The organism is Aliirhizobium wenxiniae, assembly GCF_014201355.1.
Lineage (GTDB): Bacteria > Pseudomonadota > Alphaproteobacteria > Rhizobiales > Rhizobiaceae > Neorhizobium > Neorhizobium wenxiniae.
Genome location: NZ_JACHEG010000001.1, coordinates 391,156 through 416,852, shown reverse-complemented (window position 1 = coordinate 416,852; position 25,697 = coordinate 391,156). Strand labels below are relative to the sequence as shown.

Here is a 25,697-nt window from a genome sequence, read left to right as displayed (position 1 = left end):
GCAAATTGGCCCGGCAAGAACTTGCCGGGCCAATTTTCAGGCGACGTGTTCAGGCGCCAGAAACATAGCTGTAGACCATCGGCAGAACCTCGTGGAAACCGTGGTAAATCATGCTCAGGGCAACGTAGACGATGATGATCAGGCCGAGATAGGCGATCCAGCGGAAACGGGACAGAAGCTTTGCGACGAAATTCGCGGCGACGCCCATCAGCGCGATCGACACGATCAGGCCGATGATCAGGACCGTGGAATGGCCCTGTGCAGCGCCCGCGACAGCGAGGACGTTATCCAGCGACATCGAGACGTCGGCGAGCACGATCTGCATGGCTGCCTGGAAAAATGTCTTTTCCGGCGCGCGCGATGCGGCTCCTCCTGCTGTTTCGGAGGAACCGTCGTGCTGCGCGACGCGAAGTTCCGACCACATCTTCCAGCACACCCAACCGAGGAGAAGGCCGCCGACGAGCTGCAGCCCCGGAATGCCGAGCAGATATGTGGTGATGACCGCGAAGATGAGCCGCAAGACGGTGGCAGCGATGATGCCGAAGAGAATAGCCTTCTGCCGCAGATGTGCAGGAAGCCCGGCAGCGGCCAGCCCGATGACGATCGCGTTGTCACCGGAAAGAACAAGATTGATCGCGATGACCTCTAGGAGCGCCATGAATCCGGCGGCCGTGAACAGTTCCATCATGAGGCGTTACCTTTTATGCCCGTTATCGTTTTGACATGAGATTGCAGCAGGAGTGTCGGATGGGCTCTCGGCAAGCAGATAGCGAGTGCTCGTCAACGATATCGGCCATTATTCGCCTAATGAGGGCATGGCAAGCGCATTACCCGTCGCACCTTAGGGTGATTTACGCTCAGGTTTCTAATGGCAAATTCTCCTTATGGTTGTGGTTGTCGGGTTCGGGGCGTGTTTTCCCCATCCAGATAACGTGCTGGTTGCTGATCTGCTTTTTTGATCATGGAACCGCCTTCGCTATCAGCCCGGATATTTCGAATTTTCGATGTGGAGATTTCATAATTTGTCGCACCGGAGCGCCGCCAGAGGAGGCGGGTGGGGCTTGATTGTGGTTTTTGTCATCATTCACGGTCGGCCGATGATTCGATTTGCGACCTGGATGTGCCGATGCCGCGAGGTGCTAACGAGACCGCGATCTTTTCTGTGGCCAAGCGAGTGTCGACATCAACTCGAGTGGCTTTGCTGCCTGCCGACCGCGACTATAATTTTGTCCCAAAATCCTTCCGGTTAAGTCAATTGTTCCGGTTCCTTCACGGGGCGATGTGGGTAACAATCATCCCGGCGACGAGGTGGCAGGGCTACAAAGGCATCTGACACTTGCGGATGGTTGTTGAAAGGGTAGGTCGGGTGATATGTCCTGTCCTGGCGGAGATTTGTAACTGGATATTTGAATGACGCAGTTGAAACTTGTTGGGTTCTCGGGAAGTTACGGTCGGCCGTCCAAGACATCTGCACTTGTGGATTATATCGCCGAGCTTGCGTGCGATCGGTACAACCTCGCCCGGTCCGTCTTCGATCTTACGGATGTCGGGGATACGCTGGGTGTGGCGAAATCGCAGAATGATCTGGACGCAAATGCCACTGCTGTTCTCAAGGCGGTCGTCGAATCTGACCTGCTTGTCATCGGTTCGCCGACCTACAAGGGCAGCTATCCCGGAATGTTCAAACATTTCATAGATCTGATCGATCCCGAGCAATTGCGCGGCAAGCCCGTTCTCATTGCCGCCACGGGTGGCGGTGAGCGGCACGCGCTGATGGTCGAACATCAGTTGCGCCCGTTGTTCGGATTTTTCATGGCGCATACGATCCCGACGGCGATCTATGCATCTAACCGGGATTTTTCCGGTCATGAGATCGTCTCCCCCGCGCTGCTGGAACGGATCGGTTTTGCTATCGACGAACTCGCGGCCTTCGTCTCCCGCAAAAGCGGGCCGACAGGCGATTAGTTCTGCGCCGGAGCGCTGTTCGAGCTTAATTATCAGGTAGGTCAGGGAGGAATTAAATGTCAGTGGAAGACGACATAAAGGCAATCGCTGAGCAGGAAAGACTGCTGGTGTTCGACAGGTTCGATTGTGATGCTGGCTGGAGGCTTGGGGAGCGGTTGAGGCGTGTGGCCGGCGAACGCGCTCTGCCGGTTGCGATCGACGTGACGCTGCATGCCATGCCACTGTTTTACAGCGCTCTGGCGGGATCGACTGCCGACAATGCACGCTGGATACGCCGCAAGCGAAATGTCGCGTTGCATTTTCTCCGTTCGAGCTACTCTGTCGGACGCAAGCTCGAGCTTCAGGGTGCGACCCTGGAAGACAAGTTCAGTCTTTCAGATGCGGATTATGCCGCCCATGGGGGGAGTTTTCCGATTGCCGTTGCCGGTACCGGTTGTATCGGCGCGGTGACTGTTTCGGGCTTGCCGCAGCGGGAGGATCATAATCTCGTGGTCGAGGTTCTCGCAGAGATGCTGGGGCACGATGCGCTGAAAATCGCGCTTGCCGCCTGAAGGGCTTCTGTCGGCCGGTCAATGCCGGCCGACATCGTGATCGCGCTTCTCAGCGTCTGAAGACGCGGGCGATGGCGATCAGGATGCAGGCGCCGATAAAGCCGGCGATCAGATATCCGATCCAGCCGCCCAGGACGACGCCGAAGACGCCAAGGATGGCGTTCGCAACAATTGCACCAACGATGCCCAGTATGATGTTCATGAAGATGCCCATGTCGCTCTTCATGAATTTTTCGGCGAGCCAGCCGGCGATGCCGCCGATGATGATGGCTGCGATCCAGCCGATACCTGCGTCTTCCATGTCCTTACCCTTTCCTAATCCTGTCCTTTGGGGTGCGGCAGGTAACGCGCCAAAATGTTCCAGAGTTCCCGTTCACTTTATTAGAAGGGCAACATTCCTTTTCTTCGCCTTGAACAGCCCCTATTTTGCCAGCCGATTCGGTTAGCAAGACGAGAGACCAGTGACCCCATCCTTTTTCCTCAGACGCCTTTTCGGCGCAGCTTTTGATCGCCGCCACGGGCGCCTGCCGATTGCCCTGATCCTCTTTCTTGCCGTTTCTTCGACCTTCGTTCTCGACGCCGCGGCTCAGTCTTCACCAGAGGCTCGGTCATCGGAGCAGGTACAGGCCGGCCAGTCCGTTCCGACCGATGTCACGAGTGACTCCATCAATATCGAGATGAAGGACAAGCTGGATGGCTTGAGGCAGCAACTCAATGCGTTTCGCGAAAGCGTGCAGAGCACGCCGGATGACGATGCAAAGCTCGCGGACATAAGAGTGAAGGCGGAAGCGATCGTCGAGGAGATGCGTGTCGCTTCGGATGCGATGAAGGTGCGCGTCGAACAGATCCAGGGCCGCCTGACCAGCCTCGGGGAGCCGCCTGCCGCGGGTCAGCCGGCAGAAGCGCCAGCAGTCGCGGAGGAGAGAAGCAAGCTGGAGAACGAGCGGTCTCAGCTCAACCTGATCGTCGATGATGCGGGCAGCCTGTCAAACAGCGCAACGCAACTCGCCAACATGATAACCAACCTGCGCCGAACGCTATTTGCGCAGACATTGTTCCGGCATACGGAGTTGACGCCCGACGCTTTTGTCGATGCGGGCAATGCGTTCGTCACCGAAATGCGAGATTTTTATTCGACGATCGGAAGCTGGGGCAGTTTCGTCATCAGGTTCAAGGCGTTTTCGCTGCTTGGTGCGATTGCACTCTCCGTCGGCGCGGCATTCCTTTTCCTCGCTGGCGGATACCGGCTCTTCGGCCGCTTTCTTCAGCGCAGCAACAGCGATAACCCCGCTTATATCAAGCGCCTTTCCTATACGTTCTGGTCGACGGTCATGCACAGCATCACCTTCGCGGCATTTCTGGTAACCTCCTATCTTTTCCTTGAAGGATTCAACGTGCTGCGCCCGGATGTGGCGCCCATGATCGCGACATTCTTCGGTTTTATCTGGTTCGTGCATTTCGTCTGGAAGCTGACCTATGCGGCGCTTGCTCCGCACGAGACTGGCTGGAGGCTGGTCAGGATCACGGACAGGGGCGCGCGCCTGCTCAGTCTAGCGATCATCGCCATGGCGGTGACAAACGGACTGGATTACCTGTTGGGTGCCGTCAGCGTGGCGCTCGGTTCGCCGCTGGTGCTGACGATCGCAAAAAGCCTGATCGCCTCGGTCGTTATCGGTTTCATTCTGATCGCGATATCGTTCATCCGTCCGGTCATGGCCGAGGGTGAGGATGCTACGGGGCAGGGGCGTCCCTGGCCTCGTTACTTCACGGTCACCTTGCGTGTCATGGGCGGGCTGCTGCTGTTATGCGTGATTGCGGGATATGTGGGGCTTGCGCGCTTTGCCTCAACGCAGATCGTTCTAACCGGGGCGGTGCTTGCGCTCATCTATATCGGCCTCCTGTCAGGCAAGGCGATATCGAAGCGCGGCGCATTCAATGATACTGCGCTTGGAAGGCGGCTGGTGGAGCGGTATCGCTTCGGTGACGTCGGGCTTGACCAGGCGGGGCTTCTGGTTGGACTTGGGATCTATGCGGTGGCGCTGGCGCTCGGCATTCCGCTGATCCTGATTACCTGGGGCTTCCAGATCACGGATATTGAGTCCTGGGTCGTCAGCTTCTTCACGGAATTCCGGATCGGCAGCATCTCGATTTCAATCGTCGGCATATTCGGCGGCCTGCTTCTGTTCGCGCTGGGCTACATCCTCACCCGTTGGGCGCAGAAGTGGATCGACGGAAACGTTCTTGCCCGCAGCCATGTCGATATAGGCGTCCGGAACTCGGTAAAGACGGGTATTGGTTATCTGGGTGTCGGGCTTGCGGTGATCGTCGGCGTTTCGGCGGCCGGTATCAACCTTTCCAACCTCGCTCTCGTTGCTTCGGCGCTCTCCGTCGGTATCGGTTTCGGCTTGCAGAACATCGTGTCGAACTTCGTGTCCGGCCTGATCCTGCTGGTCGAACGACCTTTCAAGGTCGGTGACCATGTCGTGACGGGAGCAACGGAAGGTATCGTGAAACGAATTTCCGTTCGTGCCACGGAAATCGAGACGTTTCGCCAACAGGCTATCATCGTTCCGAATTCCGACCTCATCAATGCGGCCGTGGGCAACTGGACACTGAAGAACCGGATACAGAGATCCGAAATCAAGGTTTCGACCAGCTACGAAAGCGACCCCGAAAAGGTAATCGCGATTTTGCTGGATATCGTTTCGGAAGTGCCGGAGATCCTTCGAAATCCGGGGCCGCATGTCGAGTTTCTGGCCTTCGGCGGATCGTCGCTGGATTTCGAACTGCGCTTCCATCTGGCCGACATGTCCGAAGGGCTGCGTATTCGCAACGCTATACGCATCGAGATATTAAAACGCTTCCGCGAGCAGGGCGTGGAGATACCGTTCCCTCGATCGGAAGTCGTCTATCACCGCGGTCTTCCTATTTTTCCGGAAGAACCTGACGTGCGGGGCGGAGCGTAACGAGCATTCGCTTGCACAGCTTTAACCACCGAGTTCTCTATCGGTTAAGCATACATCGCCATGATTCATTGACCTAATTGATAACGAGATCTTTCTCCCGGCTCGATTTGTTTTGAATTGAGCCGGCGAGTTAACCGTTCTGCAAATCACGCCGAATAAAACCGTGTTCAGGGGCATGATTTTATTTGTAAGGGTCAACAATGACATTCCTTGGTATTTCCGGGATGCAGTATTCCGGTGAATCGCTTGGTAAATCCCGCATTCTTCTGGCCGAGGACTCCAATGTCTTCACATCGATGATCGGCATGCGGCTCAAGGAGTTGTTCGATATCGACATCGAGATATGTCGTAATTTCGAGGATCTCCAACTGGCATACGATCGGTCGACCGATCCGATCATGCTCGCGATCTCCAATATCAATCTGCCCGGGGCAGAAAACGGCGAGGCGCTCGAATACCTCATCGATCTGTCCATCCCCACCATCGTGTTCACCGGTACGTTTCATCAGGAAACACGCGACAAGCTGCTGACAAAGGACATTGTCGACTACATCCTCAAGGACAATGTGTTCGCCGTCGAGATGCTGGCGGAGTCGGTATGCAGGTTCCTTACCAATCATCGCCATCACGTCTTGATCGTCGATGACAGCCCGACCGCACGGGCGCTTCTTTCCAGCCGCCTGAAACGGTACAATTTCCGCGTCAGCACTGCAGAAAACGGCGCCAAGGCACTCGAGATTCTTAAGAAGAACGGCGATATCGGCTTGGTGATCACCGATTACAACATGCCCGATATCGATGGTTTCGAGCTTACCCGTCGTATTCGGTCGGTTCGAGGCTCTCACGAGTTGCGGATCATTGGTGTATCGTCGTCTTCCGACCGGCACCTGTCTGCCCGCTTCCTGAAAGCTGGCGGCAACGATTTCATGTTGCGACCGTTCATCGACGAAGAGTTCTATTGCCGTGTCAACCAGAACCTCGACACGCTCATACAGATCCGTTCGATGCGGTCGGCTCGAAGCGTCGGCGATATCAAAAATGTCGCCTGAACACTGAGACAGGTGCCGCATGCCCTACATTGTAAGCCAGAAACGTCAAAGGTCGGATACTAATAGCTCTTCGGTGCAAGGCGCCATCGAAGCGCTTGACGGAGTGTATCTCCCTATCGTGGCTGCAGGTCGTACAATGTTGTCCATAAGGGACTTCTATCGGCTGGGAGGGCCGATCGTGTCCGATTGCATCGAGGGAGAGCGGGCATGCTCTATCGCCATCGTCGATATAGACCGGCTGTTCAGGATTTCCGAGCAGCACGGTCCGGATTGTGCCGATCACGTGCTTCAGGAATTCGGCGCCAATCTTATCCAGCTTTCCTCTGATCTGGACATATCCGTGGCTCATCTCGGGCAGGACCAGTTCGGCCTTCTTCTCGTCGGGTTGACCTCCGATACGGCGACGGAGGCGTTTGATCGCCTGCGGTATGAGCTGTCGCTACGGCCAATCGGCTGGAAGGGCGAGATGATAAATATCACCGTTTCGGTCGGGGTTGCCGAAGTCTACGGGCCTGAAACGTTCGATAACTATCTCAATGCGGCCGAACAGTTTCTATTCATGGCAAAAATGTCCGGCCGCAATCAAGTGGTCTCCGATCATACGTTTGCGATTGCTGCTCATTGAGCGGATCGGAGGCGTAGATCCCGCAACACCGGCAGAGCGTGAGATTGCTTGCCGGCGTTGCTGTTTTTATGCCCTTGTTATGGTTCAGTGCGCGCTAAGAAGCGCATCCTTGTTATTGGCAAGGTAAACGGAGAGAGCCTGCGGCTTGCTGCCCGTGAGCTTTTCAAAATCGCTGGTTACCAGATCGAAATTTCCGGCCCGGATGTTGGCGTCGGCAGATACCAGCATCTTGACCAGAAAATCAGGCAGGCCGGCCGAGGTCAATCCGCCAGCCAGCTGTTCGTCGGTGACATGCGCGACATTGAGCGGTTTGCCAGAGGCCTTGGAGACAAGCGCTGCGATCTCTTCGGCGTTCAGGCTTTCGGATCCTGTGAGGGTAAGGGTGGTGCTGCCGGCCGGCGGATTGGCAAGGGCTGCGGCGGCCGCGCGGGCGCAATCGTCACGGCTGATATTGGAAACCTTGCCCGTGCCGTAAGCCGTATACCAGGTCCCGGTCTGAAGATTGTGCGGCATCGACAGCAGGTAGTTATCATCGTACCAGGCGTTGCGCAGGATCGTGTAGGGGATGCCTGTTGCCTTGACTGCTTCTTCGGTGCCGAGATGATCAGGCGCGAAGCTGACCAGCGACCTGTCAGGGTTCGGCATGGATGTATAGAGGATGTGCTTGACGCCAGCCTTGGCAGCTGCCGCGACAGCTGTCTTATGCTGCCTGAGGCGGCCACCGGGCGTAGCAAGATCGTCAGTCGAGATGATCAGGATGCGGTCGATGCCGGCGAAGGCCGCAACGAGGCCGGCTTCATCGGTGAAGTCTGCCTTGCGGGTTTCAACGCCCTTTGCGGCAAGATCGGCAAGCTTTGACGTGTCGCGGCTTGCTGCGACGATGTCGCCTGGCGAAACTTTCGATGTCTCCAGGAGGTGATGCAGAACTGCACGGCCGAGCTGGCCGGCGGCGCCGGTGACGAGAAGTTTGGTCATGTCGTTTCCTCTTGCAATGCCGCCGGATTATCCCGGCATAATTGTTGGTCTCAAAAAGAGACTAGCACTAGAATAGGAATTGACGCCCCGATGTAAAGGAGGCACATTTCCGGGAGATCGTTACCAAAAGGGAACCACTACAATGGACAATGCACCACGAGTTAGCGTGCTTGCGGGAGAGCCATGCGAGACGTCTTCGTGGGATGCGGGGAACTGTCCGGTGCGCGATGTGATGAACCAGATTGCCGGCAAGTGGTCGACCCTTCTTCTGGAGGCACTTGCGCAGCGGCCATACAGGTTCGGAGAGTTGCGGCGGCTTGTGCCGGATATTTCCCAGCGGATGCTGACACAGACTTTGCGCGATCTCCAGCGCGACGGTTATATTGATCGGCAGGTTTTTCCGACCAAGCCTCCGAGCGTCGAATATCGCATGACTGAACTCGGCCATTCGCTGTTTGCCCCCTTATCGAAGGTGCTTGCCTGGGCCGGAGAAAACCACGCTGCCGTCAAGGCTGCACGTGCGAAATATGACGCAAGCGAATTGGGATAAGGTTCAGAGACTGACCTACTGGACGAGGACCGGATTGCGGCATGAGGCGCCACCGACCCGCACGTCGACTTCCCCGACCTTCACGCCGATGGTGGACAACACGCTGTAAAGAACCTGATCGAGTGGCGTGGTCAGCAGCCTCAACGTATCTGCGAGGCCACCGAGCAATGCGGACGGCACCTCGACCCTCAGTCCAAGGATTTCGACTTCGAGCTGCAGGTTCTTGAGCAACGAATCCACAAGCGTCGAGACGGTATTTTTCGTCGATGCATGTTTTGCCTTCTGGCTCGATATGTCAGACGGGGAGAAAGACAGCTGCGTTGCGTTGACGTTCGTTGCGTTGGCATAGGCAAGCGCCGTCAGGTTTAGTGCAGGCGTGGCAACCATCCTGGTCTTGGTCACCCGTGGGTCCTTGCCGAAATTTGCGAAGGCGGATTTGTCTACATCGCCGAGCGACAGTTCCAGCACTCCGGGAACAGCCTCGACATTCACCGTCGCGCCTGTCGATCCGCTGGGGCAACTGATCGACACCATGCGGCCTTCCGCATGAGCAACTTCGAGATAGAGCGGCACTTTGATCCTGATGCCTAGCAGGCCGGTAATGCCGTCGACCGTCGTCGTCAGCGCGACGCGGGTCTGGGCAGTTCGTACGATCGACCCTGTTCTGCCAATGCCCAGAGCCTTGGATCCGACCGGCGGCTCGCCGATCGCAACCGACAAGGTCAGGCCGCCGAGGCCGGGAATTGTTGCGCCGAGATCGAGATCTATCTGGTTGGTGCCGCCGTTTGCGGCGTGTGCCGTGGCGCTGATCAGGTTGAATATGTCGGTCTGAACCGCCAGGCCATCGCTCTTGCCGATCAGTCGGGATCCGAGCGGGCCGATATCCATGATGTCCTTCAGCTTGATGGTAAGCTTGGTCGTGCCGAGCGTCTTCTCCAGCGACTTGACGATCGCTGCGACGGCAGGCGTTACTCCGGTCGTCTGGCCGATGGCATTCAGAAGGGTACCGTAAGAAATGTCGGTATTGAGCAGATCGTTATAGGTGCCGGCCGTCAGGTTCAGCTTGATCGCCAGCTGATCAAAGACCTTGAGCAGATCGACATTGGCATTGGCCAGCGATTGATAGTCCATCACCGACAACGACAAGGTGGTGCCAAGGATATTGCCGAGCAAGGCGTTGACCACGCCGCCATTGAGGCTCGCAAGCCGCGAGCCGACAGAAAATGCCGCCATCCTGTCGATCGCGGCCGTACCGCTGGCGTTCAGCATAGGCGCTTTCGCCAGTGAACCGCCAAAGAAGAGGCCCCCCTTCTGATAGACGGTCACGCGGACGGCGTCATAGGGGGCGACACCGGACTGGAATCGAGTGCCGACGGCAACGGACGGATCTGCCTGATATTTTCCGGCGATCACTTCGGCATAAGCCTCGAACTTGTCGAACACGGTTTCCAGGCTGAAGGCGACCGGTGCGCCTTTGTTCAACAACTGGCCGTTCTTCAGGACGGCGATGTTCTTGTTGTTGAGGTTCATATAGTCCACGACACCAGTCTCAGGACTGCTGGGGTTCGCAGCGGCTGAAATTGCCGAAAGGTCGGCAGTCGTCTGAAGTTCGCGCTGTTGCAGCGTCAGGTAGCCATAGTCGACGCCGAGTGCCAGCGCGCTGATCATAATCGGCAGGGACAAAGCGGCCGTGATGGCGACGTTGCCGCGACGGTCACGGAACCATCGTTTGATCTGTTGCATCAGATGCCTCCGACACGAACCGTTGCGAACCGTTTTATCTGGCTGCTCGGCATCGCATAGGTGAACAGATTGAAAATCGGCAGGTTGCTGGCGTCATAGGTAAGGGCGACGGTGAACTGGTTCGGATTGCCGGGGTCGGCCTGTGCGGTCAGTGTCAGCTTGGATTTGTCGAGAAGCGTACTATCTATCGTTGAGCGATTGATGAAATCGGTAGCAAGAGTTTTGCGCTCTGTATCGCTCAGGCCGGCAACGGCGGTGCGCGCAGCGTCTGCCGCCAGTTGCTGAACTGAATGGGCAGCAGACAGATAGATGCCGTAGGCGATCATGCTGAGCAGGGCGATAAAGAAAAGGGGTGAGACGATGGCGAATTCGACCGCCGCAGCGCCTGAACTGTGGGTGATGAACCGCCGGATATGCATCCGTCTCCTCCGAGCTTTTTTGTCGGATTATCGGCATCATCAATTAAGGCATTACTAAAGTAGATGCATTGAATATAGCGAAGTTGCCTGAAGTTGTGAGAATACGATTTGACGATCGAGTGCAGGCCGGCAATCGTTGTGGAAAATTGCCGCCAAAGACCGTTGCGGCATTTGCGTCACCGCATTAAATCTCGGTCATGACCCAGACCGATCCCAAGACCTTGCGTATCGCTGTTGCCCAGCTCAATCCGACGGTCGGCGATGTCGCCGGCAATCTCGCTCTGGCCCGTGAGGCTCGCCGTGACGCTGCCCGTGAGGGCGCCGATCTGCTGATGCTGACGGAGCTTTTCATTTCGGGCTATCCGCCGGAAGACCTCGTGCTCAAGCCCTCCTTCCTGAAGGCCTGCCTCAAGGCCGTGGAGACGCTGGCGGCAGAGACTGCGGATGGCGGACCGGGTGTGCTGATCGGTTTTCCGCGTCAGGGCGAGGCAGGGCGGCATAACTCCGTCGCACTGCTCGATGCCGGCAAGATCATCGCCATCCGCGACAAGATCGATCTGCCGAACTACGGCGAATTCGACGAGAAGCGTGTCTTCACCGAAGGATCGATTTCCGGCCCCTATAATTTCAGGGGTGTTCGCATCGGCGTTCCGATCTGCGAGGAAATCTGGAACGACATGGGCGTCTGCGAGACGCTGGCCGAGAGCGGTGCGGAAATCCTGCTCGTGCCAAACGGTTCTCCCTATTATCGCGGCAAGCTGGATGTCCGTTATCAGGTGGCGCTGCGTCAGGTTATCGAAAGCGGTCTGCCGCTGATCTTTGCAAACCAGCTCGGTGGCCAGGACGAACTTGTTTTCGACGGTGCAAGCTTCGCCTTCAACGCCGACAAGTCGCTGGCCTTTCAGCTTTCGCAATTCGAGACCGCCTTTGTCGTCACCGACTGGAGACGGGAAGAGGGTGGCTGGCGCTGCCAGCCAGGCCCGATGGTCCGTATTCCCGAAAAGGAAGAGGCTGACTACCACGCCTGCCTGCTCGGCTTCCGTGATTACGTGAACAAGAACGGCTTCAAGTCGGTCGTGCTGGGCCTCTCGGGAGGCATCGATTCGGCTGTGTGCGCCGCGATCGCCGTCGACGCGCTGGGCGAGGAGAGGGTGCGTACCATCATGCTGCCCTATCGTTACACGTCCGAAGACTCATTCAAGGATGCTGCCGATTGCGCCAGGGCGCTGGGTTGCCGCTACGACATCGTGCCAATTTCGGAGCCGGTCGAAGGCTTTCTCGCATCGCTTTCCGACATGTTCGAAGGCACGGATCAGGGCATTACCGAGGAAAACCTTCAGAGCCGTACGCGCGGCACGATCCTGATGGCGATTTCAAACAAGTTCGGCTCGATGGTTGTGACGACCGGCAACAAGTCGGAAATGTCGGTCGGCTACGCGACGCTTTATGGCGACATGAACGGCGGCTTCAATCCGATCAAGGACCTCTACAAGATGCAGGTCTATGCGCTGGCCGAATGGCGCAATGAGCATCTTCCGGCAGGCGCGCTCGGACCGTCTGGCGAAGTGATCCCGAAAAACATCATTTCCAAAGCGCCCTCGGCCGAGCTTCGACCCGACCAGAAGGACCAGGATTCGCTGCCGCCCTATCCGGTTCTGGACGACATCCTCGAATGCCTCGTTGAAATGGAAATGGGCACGGAAGACATCGTCGCACGCGGCCATGACGTTGCAACCGTTCATCGCATCGAGCATCTGCTCTATCTCGCCGAATACAAGCGGCGTCAGTCGGCTCCCGGCGTGAAGATCACCAAGAAGAACTTCGGCCGCGATCGCCGTTACCCGATCACCAACCGTTTTCGCGATCGGTAAGGAGGTCGTCGTGGCGCTACGAAGCTCTGTCGAGATCTACAATATCCACACCCGCCAGAGCCGGGTGGTCTGGCAGACGGATGAACTGTTCGAAGCGCCGAACTGGTCGCCGAATGGTGACTATCTGATGCTCAATGCCGATGGCCTGATCTATCGCCTGTCTCTGGATGGTGATGCTGCCCCGCAACGGGTCGATACGGGCTTTGCGACGCTCTGCAACAACGATCACGGCATCTCTCCGGATGGCACGCTGATCGCCGTTTCCGACAAGGTGGAGTTCGGGAAATCGGCGATCTACGTTATGCCGGCCGAGGGCGGCAAGCCGAGGCTCGTCACCGAAAACCTGCCATCCTACTGGCATGGCTGGTCGCCGGACGGAAAGACATTCGCCTATTGCGGCATCCGTGATCAGGTCTTCGATATCTATATGATCGGCATTGACGGGAAGAACGAGACGCGGCTGACCTTCGGCGAGGGCCGCAATGACGGGCCGGATTATTCCCCGGACGGCAAGTGGATCTATTTCAACTCCAGCCGCACCGGGCTGATGCAGATCTGGCGTGTTCCGTCGGCCGGCGGCGCGGCCGAGCGTATCACCGACAGCAACTATGGCGACTGGTTCCCGCATCTGTCACCCAAAGGTGACAAGGTCGTTTTCGTTTCCTATGACGCTGAGGTCTTCGATCATCCGCGTGACCAGCACGTTCGCGTCCGGCTGATGGATGCGGATGGCGGCAATGTCGAAACGCTATTCGAACTGTTTGGCGGGCAGGGCACGATGAACTCGCCCAACTGGTCACCGGATGGTGATGAATTCGCCTATGTCAGGTATTTCCCTGCGGCGTGAACGGCCTTGCGTCAGCCGGTATCAATCAGCATAAGGGCATCCGTCAGGTGCCCATCTTCGATGGGAGAATCGGGAAGCCGGTGAAATTCCGGCACGTGCCCAACGCTGTGAGGCCGACGCTCGTCGTATTCATGCCACTGGATTACTCCGGGAAGGCGGCGATAAGCGGATGAAGCCCAGTCAGAAGACCGGCCTGGCGAGATGGACCGATCCGCGCGGACGGCGGGCAGGTTGGGTGGATTGCGCCAAGCCGTGACGGCGGCAGCAATCCGCAGGCGTTGTTGGGGAAAGACGATGCGACCTGATAATTTGAACAATGGCCTCGTGGCCGCCGAAGCTTTTACCGATGATGAGCGTGCCGCCGTTTATCGCGCCATCGAAACGCGGCGCGACGTGCGCGACCAGTTTCTCTCCGACCCGATTCCCGATGATGTGCTGCGCAGATTGCTCGATGCTGCACATGCCGCGCCGTCGGTCGGTTTCATGCAGCCCTGGAATTTCATCCTGATCCGGGACGAGACTGTTCGCCAGTCCGCATGGGAGGCGTTCTCGCGCGCCAATGAAGAAGCCGAGGCGATGTTTCCTGAGGAGAAGCGCAGCACCTATAGAAGCCTCAAGCTTGAGGGCATCAGAAAGGCGCCGCTTTCGATCTGCGTCACCAGCGATCCGGACCGCGCCGGCCCGGTGGTTCTGGGGCGAACCCACAACAGCCGTATGGACAGTTATTCGACCGTCTGCGCCGTTCAGAACCTCTGGCTCGCAGCGCGCGCAGAAGGGATCGGCGTCGGCTGGGTCAGCATCTTTCGCGATGAGGATGTTCGGGCGCTCCTCGGCATTCCGCAGCGCGTCGAGATCGTCGCCTGGCTGTGCCTCGGTTATGTCGATCAGCTTTACGGAGAACCGGAACTCGCGATCAAGGGCTGGCGCCAGCGCCTTCCTCTGGAGGAACTCGTCTTCAAGGACGGCTGGGGCCAGAAATAATCAAGGCTGCAGCTGCTGGGGGCCGCTGGATTTCGGATTGGCGAGGTCGATGTCTTCTTCGGGGAAGAATTGCGGCCCGACGGAGCGAATCTTTTTGCCGGGATCATAGGGACGATCCGGCGGGAACTGCACGGGTGCTTCTCTCGCTGGCGTAGTTGACGCGCTGCCGAGATGGGTAATGCTGGAATTCGGATCGTCCGCCTTTGGCCCGGTCTGCGTCTCTTCTCCCGGCCCTGGCAGTGCCAGCCCCCGGATCCGCAGGCGTTCTTTATCGTCAAGGTCCGTCTGGGTATCGAGGTCGGTTGGCGTGCAATTGTTGGAGCGGATCGCCGACAAGATCGCGACGCGCTCTTCCGATGGCTGCAGTAGCGAGCGGGTATTGTTGCGTTGCTCGGTGATTACCGCGCGCTCATCCTCCAGCCGTTGCAGCGTGTCCTGCATGTAACCGCATTCATCATCGCCGTCGGAAGGCGCTCCCAGCGCCACGATGCTGCCGCTGCCGCAACCCTGCCTGCGCATATCGATCCTGAGTTGCCGGATATCCGCGTTGAGCGCGCTCAGATCCTGCGCGTAGCGACGCACATTGCTGCTCGTGCCGATGATCTGCGGTGTGCCGTTGAGGCGGCGATAGAGATTGGCGCAGACCTCGACATCGCGCGGAAAGGCTGCCTGAGGCGCAAGCAGCGAAGCAAGCATCAGTGATGTCAGCATCTGCGGCTTGGAAAATGTCATGTCTCACCTGTCGCATGGCTCTGCGGGGATCAACCTGGCATGTCGAACATGCGGGAAGCTTGCCTTGAAGCTTCCCGCATCTCTTGTCATTTCACCAGCGCAAGCGGTTCCGCCTGAGAAGCCTCCACGACGGCAAGAGCCGCCATGTTGACGACGCCGCGCGATGTGACCGTCTGCGACAGGATGTGTGCCGGCTTGGCTGTGCCGAGCAGGATCGGGCCGACATGCAGCCCCTCCATCATCGTGCGCACCAGACCGAGCGAAATGCTGGCGGCGTCGAGGTTCGGGAAGACCAGGAGATTGGCTTCACCGGTCAGTGCGCTGTTCGGCATGGCGCGCTTGCGCAGTACCTCGTCGAGCGCCGAACCACCCTGCATTTCGCCATCCACCTCGAGTTCCGGCGCATCCTTGCGGATGATTTCCAGAGCGGCGCGCATCTTGCGGGCGCTTTCCGAATCGCGGGAGCCGAAATTCGAATGGCAGATCAGCGCGGCCTTCGGCACGATACCGAATCGGCGAACTTCGTGAGCTGCAAGGATGGCGATCTCGGCAATCTCCTCGGCAGTCGGATTGTAGTTCACGAACGTGTCGGTGAAGAACATTGCGCCGCGCTGGGAGATCAACAGGCTGAGGCCGGCATTGGTGCAGGCACCGGGACGCTTGCCGATGATCTGGTTGACGTCGCGCAGGTGGCGATCGTAACGGCCTTCTACACCGCAGATCAGTGCATCGGCTTCGCCGCGCTTGACGGACAGCGCACCGATCACGGTGTTGTTGGTGCGCACGATCGTGCGGGCGGCTTCCGGATTGATACCGCTGCGGCCGACCAATGCGAAGTAATCCTCGACATATTCGCGGTAACGCGGATCGTCTTCCGGATTGACGACGCTAAAATCGACATCCGGGCGGATGCGGATGCCGAAACGCTGCAGGCGCGCCTCGATGACGGAAGGACGGCCGATCAGGATCGGGCGGGCAATCTCTTCTTCAAGCAGAACCTGGGCAGCGCGCAGCACGCGCTCGTCTTCGCCTTCGGCAAAGATGACGCGCTTCTTTTCCGATGCCTTGGCTGTCGCGAAGATCGGCTTCATGACAAAGCCGGACCGCCAGACGAAACGGTTCAACTGGTCGAGATAGGCTTCGAAATCCTGGATCGGACGGGCGGCAACGCCGCTTTCTGCGGCAGCACGGGCAACAGCCGGGGCAATGCGCAGGATGAGGCGCGGATCGAAGGGGGACGGAATGAGATAGGTCGGGCCAAAGATCGGCGTTTCACCGGAATAGGCCTTCGCCGCGACATCCGACACTTCTTCACGGGCAAGCGCTGCGATGGCCTTGACCGCGGCCATCTTCATTTCCTCGTTGATCGTGCTTGCGCCGCAATCGAGCGCGCCGCGGAAGATATACGGGAAACAGAGAACGTTGTTCACCTGGTTCGGGAAGTCGGACCGGCCGGTGCAGATCATTGCATCCGGACGCGCCTGACGGGCGAGTTCGGGCATGATTTCCGGCGTCGGATTGGCAAGCGCCATGATCAGCGGCTTTTCCGCCATGCGCACAAGCAGTTCTGGCTTCAGCACGCCCGGGGCAGAAAGGCCGAGGAAGACGTCTGCACCGTCGATGCTGTCGGCGAGAACGCGATTGTCGCTCTTCTGCACATAGACCGACTTCCATTCGTCCATCAGCTCGGTACGGCCTTCATAGACGAGGCCTTCGATGTCGTGGACCCAGATATTCTCCTTCTTCGCGCCGAGCGAAACGAGAAGATTGAGGCAGGCGAGTGCGGCTGCACCGGCGCCCGACGTGACGATCTTGACGTTGGTGATCGACTTGCCGGCCAATTCCAGGCCATTCAGGATCGCGGCTGCAACGATGATGGCGGTACCGTGCTGGTCGTCATGGAAGACCGGGATGTTCATCTTCTCGCGCAACCGGCGCTCGACTTCGAAACATTCAGGCGCCTTGATGTCTTCAAGGTTGATGCCGCCGAAGGTCGGCTCGAGCGCAGAGACGGTCGAGACCATCTCATCGATGCCGGCAGCATCGATCTCGATATCGAAAACATCGATACCGGCAAACTTCTTGAACAGGACAGCCTTGCCTTCCATCACCGGCTTGGATGCAAGCGGGCCGATATTGCCGAGCCCGAGGACGGCCGTACCATTGGAAATGACCGCAACGAGATTGGCGCGCGCCGTATATTCGGCAGCGGCTTCCGGATTGTCGCGGATTGCGAGGCAGGGGGCTGCAACACCCGGAGAATAGGCGAGCGCTAGGTCGCGCTGGTTTCCGAGCGGCTTGGTCGCCTGGATTTCCAGTTTGCCCGGACGCGGATGCCGGTGGAAGAACAGCGCCTGTTCGTCAAGATCCGCACTGCTCGGTGGGGCCGACTTTGATTTATCCTGCGCGTCCATGCTCGCTCCTGCTTTAGTCTGTTTTTCCCGGTCCATATGGGGAGAATGCGGCCCCTCATTACATCAAACAGCGCCGTGTAACAGCAGCTAATTTGATCGATGTAAGGAATTCCCAAGGGGCAGCTGTCGCACCGAAAAGACCTCCTGTCATCATCCTGAAACAAGACTCTGGTTTTCAGGCGGCGGGGCTGGCTATGAAAGGACGATTTCCGTGACAGCGACAGGTGAGACCAGGAATTTCAGGACCTTGTTCATCTCCGACGTGCATCTCGGCTCGAAGGCGGCGCGGACGGAACTCCTGCTGGATTTTCTCAAATATCATGAAGCGGATACGGTGTTCCTAGTCGGTGACATTGTCGACGGCTGGCGGCTGAAGCGCAGCTGGTTCTGGCCGCAAGGCTGCAACGACGTGGTTCAGAAGCTGTTGCGCAAGGCGCGCAAGGGCACCCGCATCGTCTATATCCCCGGCAATCACGATGAATTCCTGCGGGATTTTCCGGGCACCCATTTCGGCGGCATCGAAGTCGCGGATCGTGCGATCCATGAGATGGCTGACGGCAAGAAATATCTCGTGCTTCACGGCGACGAATTCGACGTGGTCGTGCGCAACGCTCGCCTTCTCGCCTATCTGGGCGACTGGGCCTATGACGTGGCAATCGCCATCAACGTCGTGCTTGCGGCGGCCCGCCGTCGTCTGGGCATGCCTTACTGGTCTTTCTCTGCCTGGGCGAAGCTGCAGGTCAAGCATGCGGTCAATTTCATCGGTGAGTTCCAGAAGGTCGTCGCCGACGAGGCAAGGCGCAGCAAGGTCGATGGCGTCATCTGCGGCCATATTCACCACGCGGTGATGACCGATATCGACGGCATCCATTACGTCAATACCGGCGACTGGGTGGAAAGCTGCACGGCAATTGCCGAACATCATGACGGAACGCTTGAACTGATTACCTGGCGCGACATCAAGGTGACAGCCGAGCTGCATGCCCTGCCGGCACCGGCGAAGACGAAGAACATGCAGGCTGCCTGACCTGACGAAATCTTCACGACAGATACACTTTGTTTTCGCATAAAACGTGTAATCCGGTTTTCATTACAAACGGCGGTGATAGTCTTCGCAGACTTTCATCGCCGTTTGTGATTCCGTGAACATTTCTGCAAAATCGTCTGCTGCTCCGCCGCAGTTCCAGCTTCGCTGCTCGCTCGCCTATGCCGCACCGATGTCGCTCAACGGCATTCTCGTGCCTTACTTGCCCGTGTGGCTGCATGGCCTGAATTTCAGCGCAATGCAGATCGGCGCGATCCTCGCGGCCCAAGTGGTGTTTCGCGTTTTTGTGGCCATGGGGACGGGCTCTCTCAGTGTCCGTGCTCGCGATCCGCGCCATATCCTCGCCTGGTCAGCGGCGACGTCGATAGTTTCCGTTCTCGGTCTGCTGGTCAGCGGCGATTTCTGGGTCGTGCTTGCCGCCGTGGCAGTACAGGCCGCGTTGTTTGCCCCCTATACGCCGATCGTTGAATCGATCTCGATCTCTGGCGTCAAGCGCTGGGGATTTCACTACGGGAAGATGCGGGTCTGGGGATCGGTTGGTTTTGTCGTGACGACGCTGGTCGCCGGAAGCCTTTCGACCGCAATCGGCAATATCGCGATCCCGCTGATGCTGGTTGCGGTGCTTCTGACTTCATTTGCCGTTGCCTTCATCGCGCCTCGGCTTGACCAGACGATCAGCAGGCGCACGGTCGAACAGTCTCCAAGGACATTACGCCGTCCACTCGGTGCTTCCGTCCATCTCCTACTGATCGGTGCATCGCTCATCCAGTCGAGCCACGGGATGTTTTACGGTTTCAGCACGATCCAGTGGCAGGGCATGGGCTTTTCGAATGCCGTGATCTCCGCGCTCTGGTGCATTGGCGTGATTGCCGAAATCGGCATTTTTTTCATCTCCGGCGGCCTTGCAAGACGCCTCACGCCCTTGGGGTTGCTGCGTTTCGGTTGCCTGATGGCGATCCTGCGCTGGGTGTTCTTTCCGTTCGGCTCGGATGTCTGGTATTACGGGATCCTGCAGATTTTCCACGCTTTCAGCTTCGCCTGTGTTCATCTGGGGCTGCAATACCGTCTGTCGGAAATGGTTGCAGAGGATCAGCAGGCATCGGCGCAGGGCGTCTATGTCGCCTATAACGGTGCATTCCTGGCGATCTCGACGCTGCTTGCCGGCGTCATCTACCGGCAACTGGAGATTTACGGCTATTTCGTCATGGCTATTCTGGCTGTGATCGGACTTGTCGTGCTGGCGCTTGCGACCCGTTCTCAGCCCCAGAGTTCGGGCAGCGGCGGATAGACGAGCGAGCCCTCATAACGAAGCCCACCCGCACGGTCGAGGGCAAGAAGCAGCGGTCCGTCGAGATCGGCATAGTCTGTATCCTGCGCCAGAAGCACTGCGGGTGCCATGGCAAGCGATGTTCCAACCATGCAGCCTACCATGATCTGAAACCCCAACCGTTGGGCTTCCGCCTTCATCACTAGCGCTTCGGTCAGCCCGCCGGTCTTGTCGAGTTTGATGTTTACTGCGTCATACCGGTTGCGCAGGGAGGCTAGATCGGCAGTCGAGTGGACGCTCTCGTCGGCGCAGATCGGCACCAGCCGCTTTATCCGCGAAAGCATCTCGTCCTTGCCGGCGGGAAGCGGCTGCTCGATCAGCGATATGTTCAACTCGGCGGCAATGGCCAGATGCCGCTCTACGTTATCCTCGGTCCAGCCTTCATTGGCGTCGACGATGATCCGCGCATCCGGGGCCGAATCGCGCACGGCCCGCAGCCTTGATTCGTCGTCCGGCGTGCCAAGTTTTATCTTCAGGAGCGGTCGTTCGCGATTCTTCTTGGCATCCGCGCCCATCGCCACCGCATCCGATAGCGATAAAGTGAAGGCGGTGACGATCGGATCCTGACCTGTTGCGCCGATCGATGCTGCGACGCTGCGGCCGGATTGCTTCGCTTCGAGGTCCCATAAAGCACAGTCGACGGCGTTGCGGGCAGCTCCGGGTTTCATCGCCGACTGCAGTTCATTTCGCGTCAGCCCACCCTCGATTCCCTTTGAAACCGCCAGTATGTCGGCCATCACTCCGTCCATCGTCTCGCCATAACGGCGATAGGGAACACATTCGCCGCGACCGGAAACTCCGTCTTCCGAGATGGTGCAGACGATGACATCCGCCTCGGTCTTAGACCCGCGCGAAATAGTGAATGTGCCTGCGATCGGGAAAGCCTCGATTGTTGCTTCAAGGTGACGGGGCATCGTTTTAAGCGTCCTGTTGTGGCAAATCCGGCCGATGCGGCTATATTGCGTTTTCCCGAAGCGCAATCAATGCATTGCGGCAGAGACCATTTGAAGCGAGCACCCGCACCCCGTGAGTTCCAATCTGGCAAAAATCAACAGTGAAGCCTTGCCGGATGGCGGTGAACGGTATGTTCTTACAGGCGATTGGCGTAATCATTCCGTCTCCGCGGTTCTCAAGGATCTCGACCAGTTCCAGAAGTCGGGCGAACAGGGCAAGGTTGAAATCGACCTCTCCGGCATCTCCGCAATCGACACTGCAGGCGCATGGCTGATTCGTCGTCTGATGACGGCGAAAAGCGGCGAGGGGCGAGAGGCATCGCTTTCCGGCGGCAATGGCACGATCGAGGAACTGATCGGCGCGCTGCCCGAGACAACGCCTGCGCCGCCGGCTCCCGCCGCCGACAAGCGCAGCTTTTTCGAGCGCGTTTTCACGCCGCCCGGAAAGCTTGTCTATGAAGTCGGCAGCGATTTTTACGCCGCGATGAACATTCTCGGCTCGGCGGTCCGTGGCGCCCAGCTTAAATTCGGTCGCGGCGCCGGTGTCTCTCCGGCATCCGTCGTCACCCATATCGACCGCATGGGCGTGCGCGCCGTGCCGATCATCGTGCTCATGTCCTTCCTGATCGGCGCGATCATCGCCCAGCAGGGTGCCTTCCAGTTGCGCTATTTCGGCGCCGAAATCTTCGTCGTCGACCTGGTCGGCATCCTGCAGCTTCGCGAAATCGGGGTGCTTTTGACCGCCATCATGATCGCCGGCCGATCGGGCAGTGCGATCACCGCCGAAATCGGCTCGATGAAGATGCGCGAAGAGATCGATGCGTTGACGGTGATCGGCCTCAATCCGATTGGTGTGCTGATTTTCCCGCGGCTTGTGGCTCTGACGATTGCATTGCCCTTGCTGACCATCATCGCCAATTTCGCGGCTCTTTATGGTGCAGCGATTGTCGCGTTGCTCTATTCCGGCATCACTTTCGACACTTATCTGTCGCGTCTCCATGAAGCGATCGACCATACGTCCATCGCTTCAGGGATGATCAAGGCGCCGTTCATGGCGCTCGCGATCGGCATAGTTGCTGCTGTCGAGGGCATGAAGGTTGGTGGCAGCGCCGAATCTCTTGGTCAACATGTAACGGCATCGGTGGTCAAAGCCATCTTCGCCGTCATTCTTATCGATGCGCTTTTCGCCATCTTCTACTCCGCGATCGACTTCTAGGAGACATGGATTTGGCAGATGAGCAGCAAACCATAGAGAAAAGCGCAAAGGACGACCGTCAGGTCGTGCTTTCTGTGCGAGATCTGACGGTCGGGTTTGGCGACAAGATCGTTCTCGACAATCTCAACCTAGATATCTATCGCGGCGAAATCCTCGGTTTCGTCGGTGCATCGGGTACGGGCAAGTCAGTACTGATGCGCACTGTCCTGCGCCTGCTTCCGCACCGTTCGGGGGCGATCGAAATCCTGGGCGCAAATTACGAGAAGGCTTCGGACGAGGAGCGCATTGCACTCGACACCAGGCTTGGCGTCCTTTTCCAGCATGGCGCGCTGTTTTCCGCACTCACGGTGAAGGAAAACATCCAGCTGCCGATGCGTGAATATCTCGACCTTCCGCAGTCGCTGATGGATGAGCTCGCTTACGTGAAGCTCGAAATGGTTGGTCTGCCGCCAGACGCTGCGGACAAGTATCCGTCGGAGCTTTCCGGCGGCATGATCAAGCGTGCCGCACTTGCACGCGCTCTGGCGCTCGATCCCGACCTCGTCTTCCTCGACGAGCCGACATCTGGTCTCGATCCGATTGGTGCCGCTGATTTCGACGCGCTGATCGCCAAGCTTCGCGACACGCTGGGCCTGACCGTCTATATGGTCACCCACGATCTGGACAGCTTGTTTTCGGTCTGTGACCGTATTGCCGTGCTCGGACAGAAACGGGTATTGGTGGAAGGTACGCTGCAGGATATGTTCGAGTTTGATGATCCGTGGGTCCAGTCCTATTTCCGCGGCAAGCGTGCTCGCACCGTCGTGACCAATGAAAACCAGCCGCCGGCAGACGCAGGCCCGACAGACGCAGGGAAGTGATCCAACCCATGGAAACCAAAGCAAATTACGCCCTGGTGGGTTTCTTCACACTGCTGGTCATCGCGGCCGCCTTCGGTTTCGTCTACTGGATGGCGCAATCCGGTCGCGGCGGGCCTATGGCCGAGCTTGCGATTCGCATTCCCGGCTCCGCAAACGGTCTCTCGGTCGGCTCTCCCGTGCGTTTCAATGGTATTGCGGTCGGTTCTGTGCGCGGCCTGACGATCGATCCGGATGATCCGCGTTATTCGATCGCCTTTACCGAAGTGCGCGCCGATGCGCCTGTCTACCAGTCTACGAAGGCCGTACTGGAAGTGCAGGGCCTGACGGGTGCTGCCTATATCGAGCTTTCCGGCGGCGCCAAGGGCGAGGAAAATATCCTTCAGAAGTCGATGGAGGCGGGGCGACCCGCCGTGTTGATCGCAGACCAGTCGAGCGTGACAAACCTTCTGGCGACGGCCGACAAGATCCTTGAGCGAGCCGATCAGGCAATCGGCGACATCCAGGGATTTGTCGTTGATGCACGCGGGCCGCTCACCCAGACTATCCGTAACGTTGAGACCTTTACTGCTGCACTCAGCAATAATTCCGGCAATATTGACGAATTCCTGCATAGCCTCTCCACTCTCTCGGCAACCGTCGACCGGGTTTCCGGCACGCTCAACTCGACGCTCGAAGCCGCCGACCAACTGGTTCGTGCGATCGATGCCGAACGCATCAACCAGATCGTCGGTAATACCGAGCGGGTGACGCGCAACGTCGCCAATGCGTCCGACAATTTCGGCCCGCTCGTCGAGACCGTAAGGACGGCAGCGACGAGCTTTGCGCAGGTCGGCAGCGACGCACAAGGGGTTCTGTCACGGGCTGACAGCCTGCTTGCGGCCGTCGATCCGAGCCAGGTGGGGACGGCGATCCAGAACATCTCGGCAGCCTCGGAAGATGCACGCCAGACGCTGGCTTCTGCCCGCAGCGTGGTCGACGATGTTTCGCATCGCTCTGACGATATCAACAAGGCCATCACCGATTTCACCGAACTGGCGACCAAGCTCAACAACGCGTCCAGCCGCGTCGATGGCATCCTCGCAAAGGTTGATGGCCTCGTGTCCAGCGACGACTCGCAAGGCCTGTTTGCCGAGGCACGCAAGACGCTCGAATCCTTCCGTACCGTGGCTGACAACATCAACGCACGTGTCGGGCCGATCGCCGATAACCTGCAGCGCTTTTCGTCCAGCGGTCTTGGCGACGTGAAGGCTCTGGTGGATGACACGCGGCGCACGGTGAATTCGCTGAACCAGACCATCACCAATTTCGACCAGAATCCGCAACGGCTTATCTTCGGCGGCGAAACCGTCAAGGAATATGACGGCAGAACGAGACGCTAAGGCAAAAGGCCAAGGGTAGGACGTTTATGAGTGCATCCAAGTTTCCGCATCGTTCCTGGCTGTTGACCTTGCCCTTGCTGGCCGTCCTGGTCAGCGGTTGCGGCACAAAGGCGAACAACGACACCTTCGATCTGTCGCTGACACCTGCAACCGATGGTCCTTCGGTGAAGAACCGACAGATCCTCGTACCGGAACCGACTGCAGTAAAAATGCTGGATAGCGAGCAGGTCGTGGTCCGCGTGTCTCCGTCCGAGGTGCAGTATCTTGCCAATTCCCGTTGGGGTGATCGCCTGCCGCGACTGGTTCAGTCGAAGCTGGTCGAGGCTTTTGAAAACTCAGGCCGAGTAGGCGGCGTCGGTAAACCGGGGCAGGGGCTGGCGATTGATTATCAGGTCGTCACGGACATCCGGGCTTTCGAGGTTACGACCGGTGGCAGCCGAGTTGCCAATGTCGAGATTTCGGCAAAAATTCTCAACGATAGAAATGGCAGCGTCCGAGCTCAGTCGGTCTTCAAGGGAAGCTCGCCGGTTCGCGGGACAGAGAATAGCGACTTTATCGAAGCGCTTGACCGGGCCTATGCGAAGGTCGGCGGCGAGATCGTCGACTGGGCTTTGAAATCGATGTGATTTTGCAGCCGGCGCGGTAAACTTTCCCAGATTCGAATCGTCCGCGACAATTGGGGAAAGATGCTGATGCTGATTATTCTCGCAGGCTTGCCCGGTAGCGGAAAGACGACCCTCGCAAAAGCTTTGGCGCGCCGTCTTGGCGCCGTTCATGTGCGCGTCGACACAATCGAGCAGAATATCCGCAATACCGGGGTCGAAGTGGGCCCCGCTGGATATATGGTGGCCTATGGTGTGGCAGAGGATAATCTCGCACTCGGACATATCGTTGTCGCGGATTCGGTGAACAGCCTGACAATAACTCGCAGGGCATGGCGGGCCGTCGCGGAACGGCAAGGCGTGCCGGCCTCTGAAATCTGGGTCAAGTGTTCGGACAAGGTCGAACATCGCCATCGTGTCGAGACACGCGTGAGTGATGTTCCGGGTCTGATCAAGCCAAGCTGGACCTCGACCGAGGCGCGTATTTTCGAGGACTGGGAGACCGAGCCGCTGGTCGTAGATACAGCTGGCAGATCGCCGGAGCAGACCGTTGTAGATTTGATCTCGGCATTGCAGATCGATCAGGATTTCATAGCGGTTCAGGAAGAGCAGTAAGCCGTTCCCGCT

General features: G+C 58.2%; 24 protein-coding genes and 1 riboswitch. Of the genes, 16 read left to right on the top strand and 8 right to left on the bottom strand.

The genetic code is table 11. The annotated features are described in order from the left end of the window. Positions 1 to 49: 49 nt before the first annotated feature. Entirely contained in the window at positions 50 to 685 is a 636-nt protein-coding gene (locus tag HNQ72_RS02085) for a TerC family protein (protein WP_183991227.1), read from the bottom strand. 725 nt (positions 686 to 1,410) lie between these two features. Between HNQ72_RS02085 and msuE the strand changes: the two genes are divergently transcribed. Together msuE and HNQ72_RS02075 are read left to right on the top strand one after the other, a co-directional pair. Further along, complete coding sequence (gene msuE / locus HNQ72_RS02080) at positions 1,411 to 1,965, top strand: FMN reductase (protein WP_183989349.1); 555 nt, start codon at positions 1,411 to 1,413, stop codon at positions 1,963 to 1,965. A gap of 56 nt (positions 1,966 to 2,021) precedes the next feature. After that, positions 2,022 to 2,516, top strand: a complete 495-nt coding sequence (locus HNQ72_RS02075) for a heme-degrading domain-containing protein (protein WP_183989348.1) — start codon at positions 2,022 to 2,024, stop codon at positions 2,514 to 2,516. Between the two features lie 49 nt (positions 2,517 to 2,565). On the opposite strand, the gene HNQ72_RS02070 is transcribed toward HNQ72_RS02075, so the two are convergent. Then, positions 2,566 to 2,817 carry a GlsB/YeaQ/YmgE family stress response membrane protein gene (locus HNQ72_RS02070; protein ID WP_183989347.1) on the bottom strand — a complete coding sequence of 84 codons (252 nt, stop codon included), beginning with the start codon at positions 2,815 to 2,817 and terminating at the stop codon, positions 2,566 to 2,568. A 160-nt stretch (positions 2,818 to 2,977) separates the two neighbouring features. Here HNQ72_RS02070 and HNQ72_RS02065 point away from each other — a divergent pair, with 160 nt between their 5' ends. From HNQ72_RS02065 to HNQ72_RS02055, 3 genes are all read left to right on the top strand, one after another. After that, positions 2,978 to 5,482: a mechanosensitive ion channel domain-containing protein gene (locus HNQ72_RS02065; protein ID WP_244654268.1), complete on the top strand. Its 2,505-nt coding sequence runs from the start codon at positions 2,978 to 2,980 to the stop codon at positions 5,480 to 5,482. A 200-nt stretch (positions 5,483 to 5,682) separates the two neighbouring features. Next, positions 5,683 to 6,531 carry a response regulator gene (locus tag HNQ72_RS02060; RefSeq protein WP_183989346.1) on the top strand — a complete coding sequence of 283 codons (849 nt, stop codon included), beginning with the start codon at positions 5,683 to 5,685 and terminating at the stop codon, positions 6,529 to 6,531. A gap of 178 nt (positions 6,532 to 6,709) precedes the next feature. After that, on the top strand, positions 6,710 to 7,156 hold the full coding sequence (locus HNQ72_RS02055) for a GGDEF domain-containing protein (protein ID WP_183989345.1): 447 nt from the start codon (positions 6,710 to 6,712) through the stop codon (positions 7,154 to 7,156). An 84-nt stretch (positions 7,157 to 7,240) separates the two neighbouring features. On the opposite strand, the gene HNQ72_RS02050 is transcribed toward HNQ72_RS02055, so the two are convergent. Continuing rightward, the gene (locus HNQ72_RS02050; protein WP_183989344.1) at positions 7,241 to 8,131 is read right to left on the bottom strand and encodes an SDR family oxidoreductase; all 891 of its coding nucleotides are present in this window, start codon (positions 8,129 to 8,131) and stop codon (positions 7,241 to 7,243) included. A 142-nt stretch (positions 8,132 to 8,273) separates the two neighbouring features. On the opposite strand from HNQ72_RS02050, the gene HNQ72_RS02045 reads away from it, so the two are divergent. Beyond that, complete coding sequence (locus tag HNQ72_RS02045) at positions 8,274 to 8,681, top strand: winged helix-turn-helix transcriptional regulator (RefSeq protein ID WP_183989343.1); 408 nt, start codon at positions 8,274 to 8,276, stop codon at positions 8,679 to 8,681. A 15-nt stretch (positions 8,682 to 8,696) separates the two neighbouring features. Here the strand turns inward: HNQ72_RS02045 and HNQ72_RS02040 are convergent, their stop codons facing one another. After that, a complete protein-coding gene (locus HNQ72_RS02040) occupies positions 8,697 to 10,424 on the bottom strand; it encodes a pilus assembly protein TadG-related protein (protein ID WP_183989342.1) in 1,728 nt (575 codons plus the stop codon). Continuing rightward, positions 10,424 to 10,843, bottom strand: coding sequence for a TadE/TadG family type IV pilus assembly protein (locus HNQ72_RS02035; protein WP_183989341.1), 420 nt, complete (start codon positions 10,841 to 10,843; stop codon positions 10,424 to 10,426). Before HNQ72_RS02035 ends, HNQ72_RS02040 begins: the two co-directional genes overlap by 1 nt. Before the next feature lie 197 nt (positions 10,844 to 11,040). Here HNQ72_RS02035 and HNQ72_RS02030 point away from each other — a divergent pair, with 197 nt between their 5' ends. The 3 genes from HNQ72_RS02030 to bluB all read left to right on the top strand — a co-directional run bounded on the left by HNQ72_RS02030 (position 11,041) and on the right by bluB (position 14,542). After that, positions 11,041 to 12,714 carry an NAD+ synthase gene (locus tag HNQ72_RS02030; RefSeq protein WP_183989340.1) on the top strand — a complete coding sequence of 558 codons (1,674 nt, stop codon included), beginning with the start codon at positions 11,041 to 11,043 and terminating at the stop codon, positions 12,712 to 12,714. Positions 12,715 to 12,724: 10 nt separating this feature from the next. After that, positions 12,725 to 13,561 (top strand): TolB family protein, encoded by an 837-nt coding sequence (locus HNQ72_RS02025; protein ID WP_183989339.1) that lies wholly within the window; start codon positions 12,725 to 12,727, stop codon positions 13,559 to 13,561. A 29-nt stretch (positions 13,562 to 13,590) separates the two neighbouring features. Beyond that, a riboswitch (cobalamin riboswitch) is annotated at positions 13,591 to 13,772 on the top strand. 83 nt (positions 13,773 to 13,855) lie between these two features. Beyond that, positions 13,856 to 14,542, top strand: coding sequence for a 5,6-dimethylbenzimidazole synthase (gene bluB, locus HNQ72_RS02020; RefSeq protein ID WP_183989338.1), 687 nt, complete (start codon positions 13,856 to 13,858; stop codon positions 14,540 to 14,542). Here bluB and HNQ72_RS02015 read toward each other — a convergent pair whose 3' ends face one another. Together HNQ72_RS02015 and HNQ72_RS02010 are read right to left on the bottom strand one after the other, a co-directional pair. Further along, complete coding sequence (locus tag HNQ72_RS02015) at positions 14,543 to 15,274, bottom strand: hypothetical protein (RefSeq protein WP_183989337.1); 732 nt, start codon at positions 15,272 to 15,274, stop codon at positions 14,543 to 14,545. A gap of 86 nt (positions 15,275 to 15,360) precedes the next feature. Continuing rightward, positions 15,361 to 17,688, bottom strand: a complete 2,328-nt coding sequence (locus HNQ72_RS02010; RefSeq protein ID WP_183989336.1) for an NADP-dependent malic enzyme — start codon at positions 17,686 to 17,688, stop codon at positions 15,361 to 15,363. Positions 17,689 to 17,893: 205 nt separating this feature from the next. On the opposite strand from HNQ72_RS02010, the gene HNQ72_RS02005 reads away from it, so the two are divergent. Beyond that, a complete protein-coding gene (locus HNQ72_RS02005) occupies positions 17,894 to 18,715 on the top strand; it encodes a UDP-2,3-diacylglucosamine diphosphatase (protein ID WP_373289401.1) in 822 nt (273 codons plus the stop codon). 115 nt (positions 18,716 to 18,830) lie between these two features. Continuing rightward, positions 18,831 to 20,021, top strand: a complete 1,191-nt coding sequence (locus tag HNQ72_RS02000; protein ID WP_244654267.1) for an MFS transporter — start codon at positions 18,831 to 18,833, stop codon at positions 20,019 to 20,021. Here the strand turns inward: HNQ72_RS02000 and dgcA are convergent. After that, the gene (gene dgcA / locus HNQ72_RS01995) at positions 19,991 to 20,974 is read right to left on the bottom strand and encodes an N-acetyl-D-Glu racemase DgcA (RefSeq protein WP_183989335.1); all 984 of its coding nucleotides are present in this window, start codon (positions 20,972 to 20,974) and stop codon (positions 19,991 to 19,993) included. The genes HNQ72_RS02000 and dgcA overlap by 31 nt on opposite strands. A 112-nt stretch (positions 20,975 to 21,086) precedes the next feature. On the opposite strand from dgcA, the gene HNQ72_RS01990 reads away from it, so the two are divergent. From HNQ72_RS01990 to HNQ72_RS01970, 5 genes are all read left to right on the top strand, one after another. After that, positions 21,087 to 22,229 carry an ABC transporter permease gene (locus HNQ72_RS01990; protein ID WP_183989334.1) on the top strand — a complete coding sequence of 381 codons (1,143 nt, stop codon included), beginning with the start codon at positions 21,087 to 21,089 and terminating at the stop codon, positions 22,227 to 22,229. Between the two features lie 11 nt (positions 22,230 to 22,240). Then, positions 22,241 to 23,089, top strand: a complete 849-nt coding sequence (locus HNQ72_RS01985; protein ID WP_373289349.1) for an ABC transporter ATP-binding protein — start codon at positions 22,241 to 22,243, stop codon at positions 23,087 to 23,089. An 8-nt stretch (positions 23,090 to 23,097) separates the two neighbouring features. Beyond that, on the top strand, positions 23,098 to 24,468 hold the full coding sequence (locus HNQ72_RS01980) for an MlaD family protein (protein ID WP_183989332.1): 1,371 nt from the start codon (positions 23,098 to 23,100) through the stop codon (positions 24,466 to 24,468). Between the two features lie 26 nt (positions 24,469 to 24,494). Continuing rightward, a complete protein-coding gene (locus HNQ72_RS01975) occupies positions 24,495 to 25,094 on the top strand; it encodes an ABC-type transport auxiliary lipoprotein family protein (RefSeq protein WP_183989331.1) in 600 nt (199 codons plus the stop codon). Between the two features lie 66 nt (positions 25,095 to 25,160). Continuing rightward, positions 25,161 to 25,685: a P-loop nucleotide/nucleoside kinase family protein gene (locus HNQ72_RS01970; RefSeq protein WP_183989330.1), complete on the top strand. Its 525-nt coding sequence runs from the start codon at positions 25,161 to 25,163 to the stop codon at positions 25,683 to 25,685. Positions 25,686 to 25,697 lie beyond the last annotated feature (12 nt).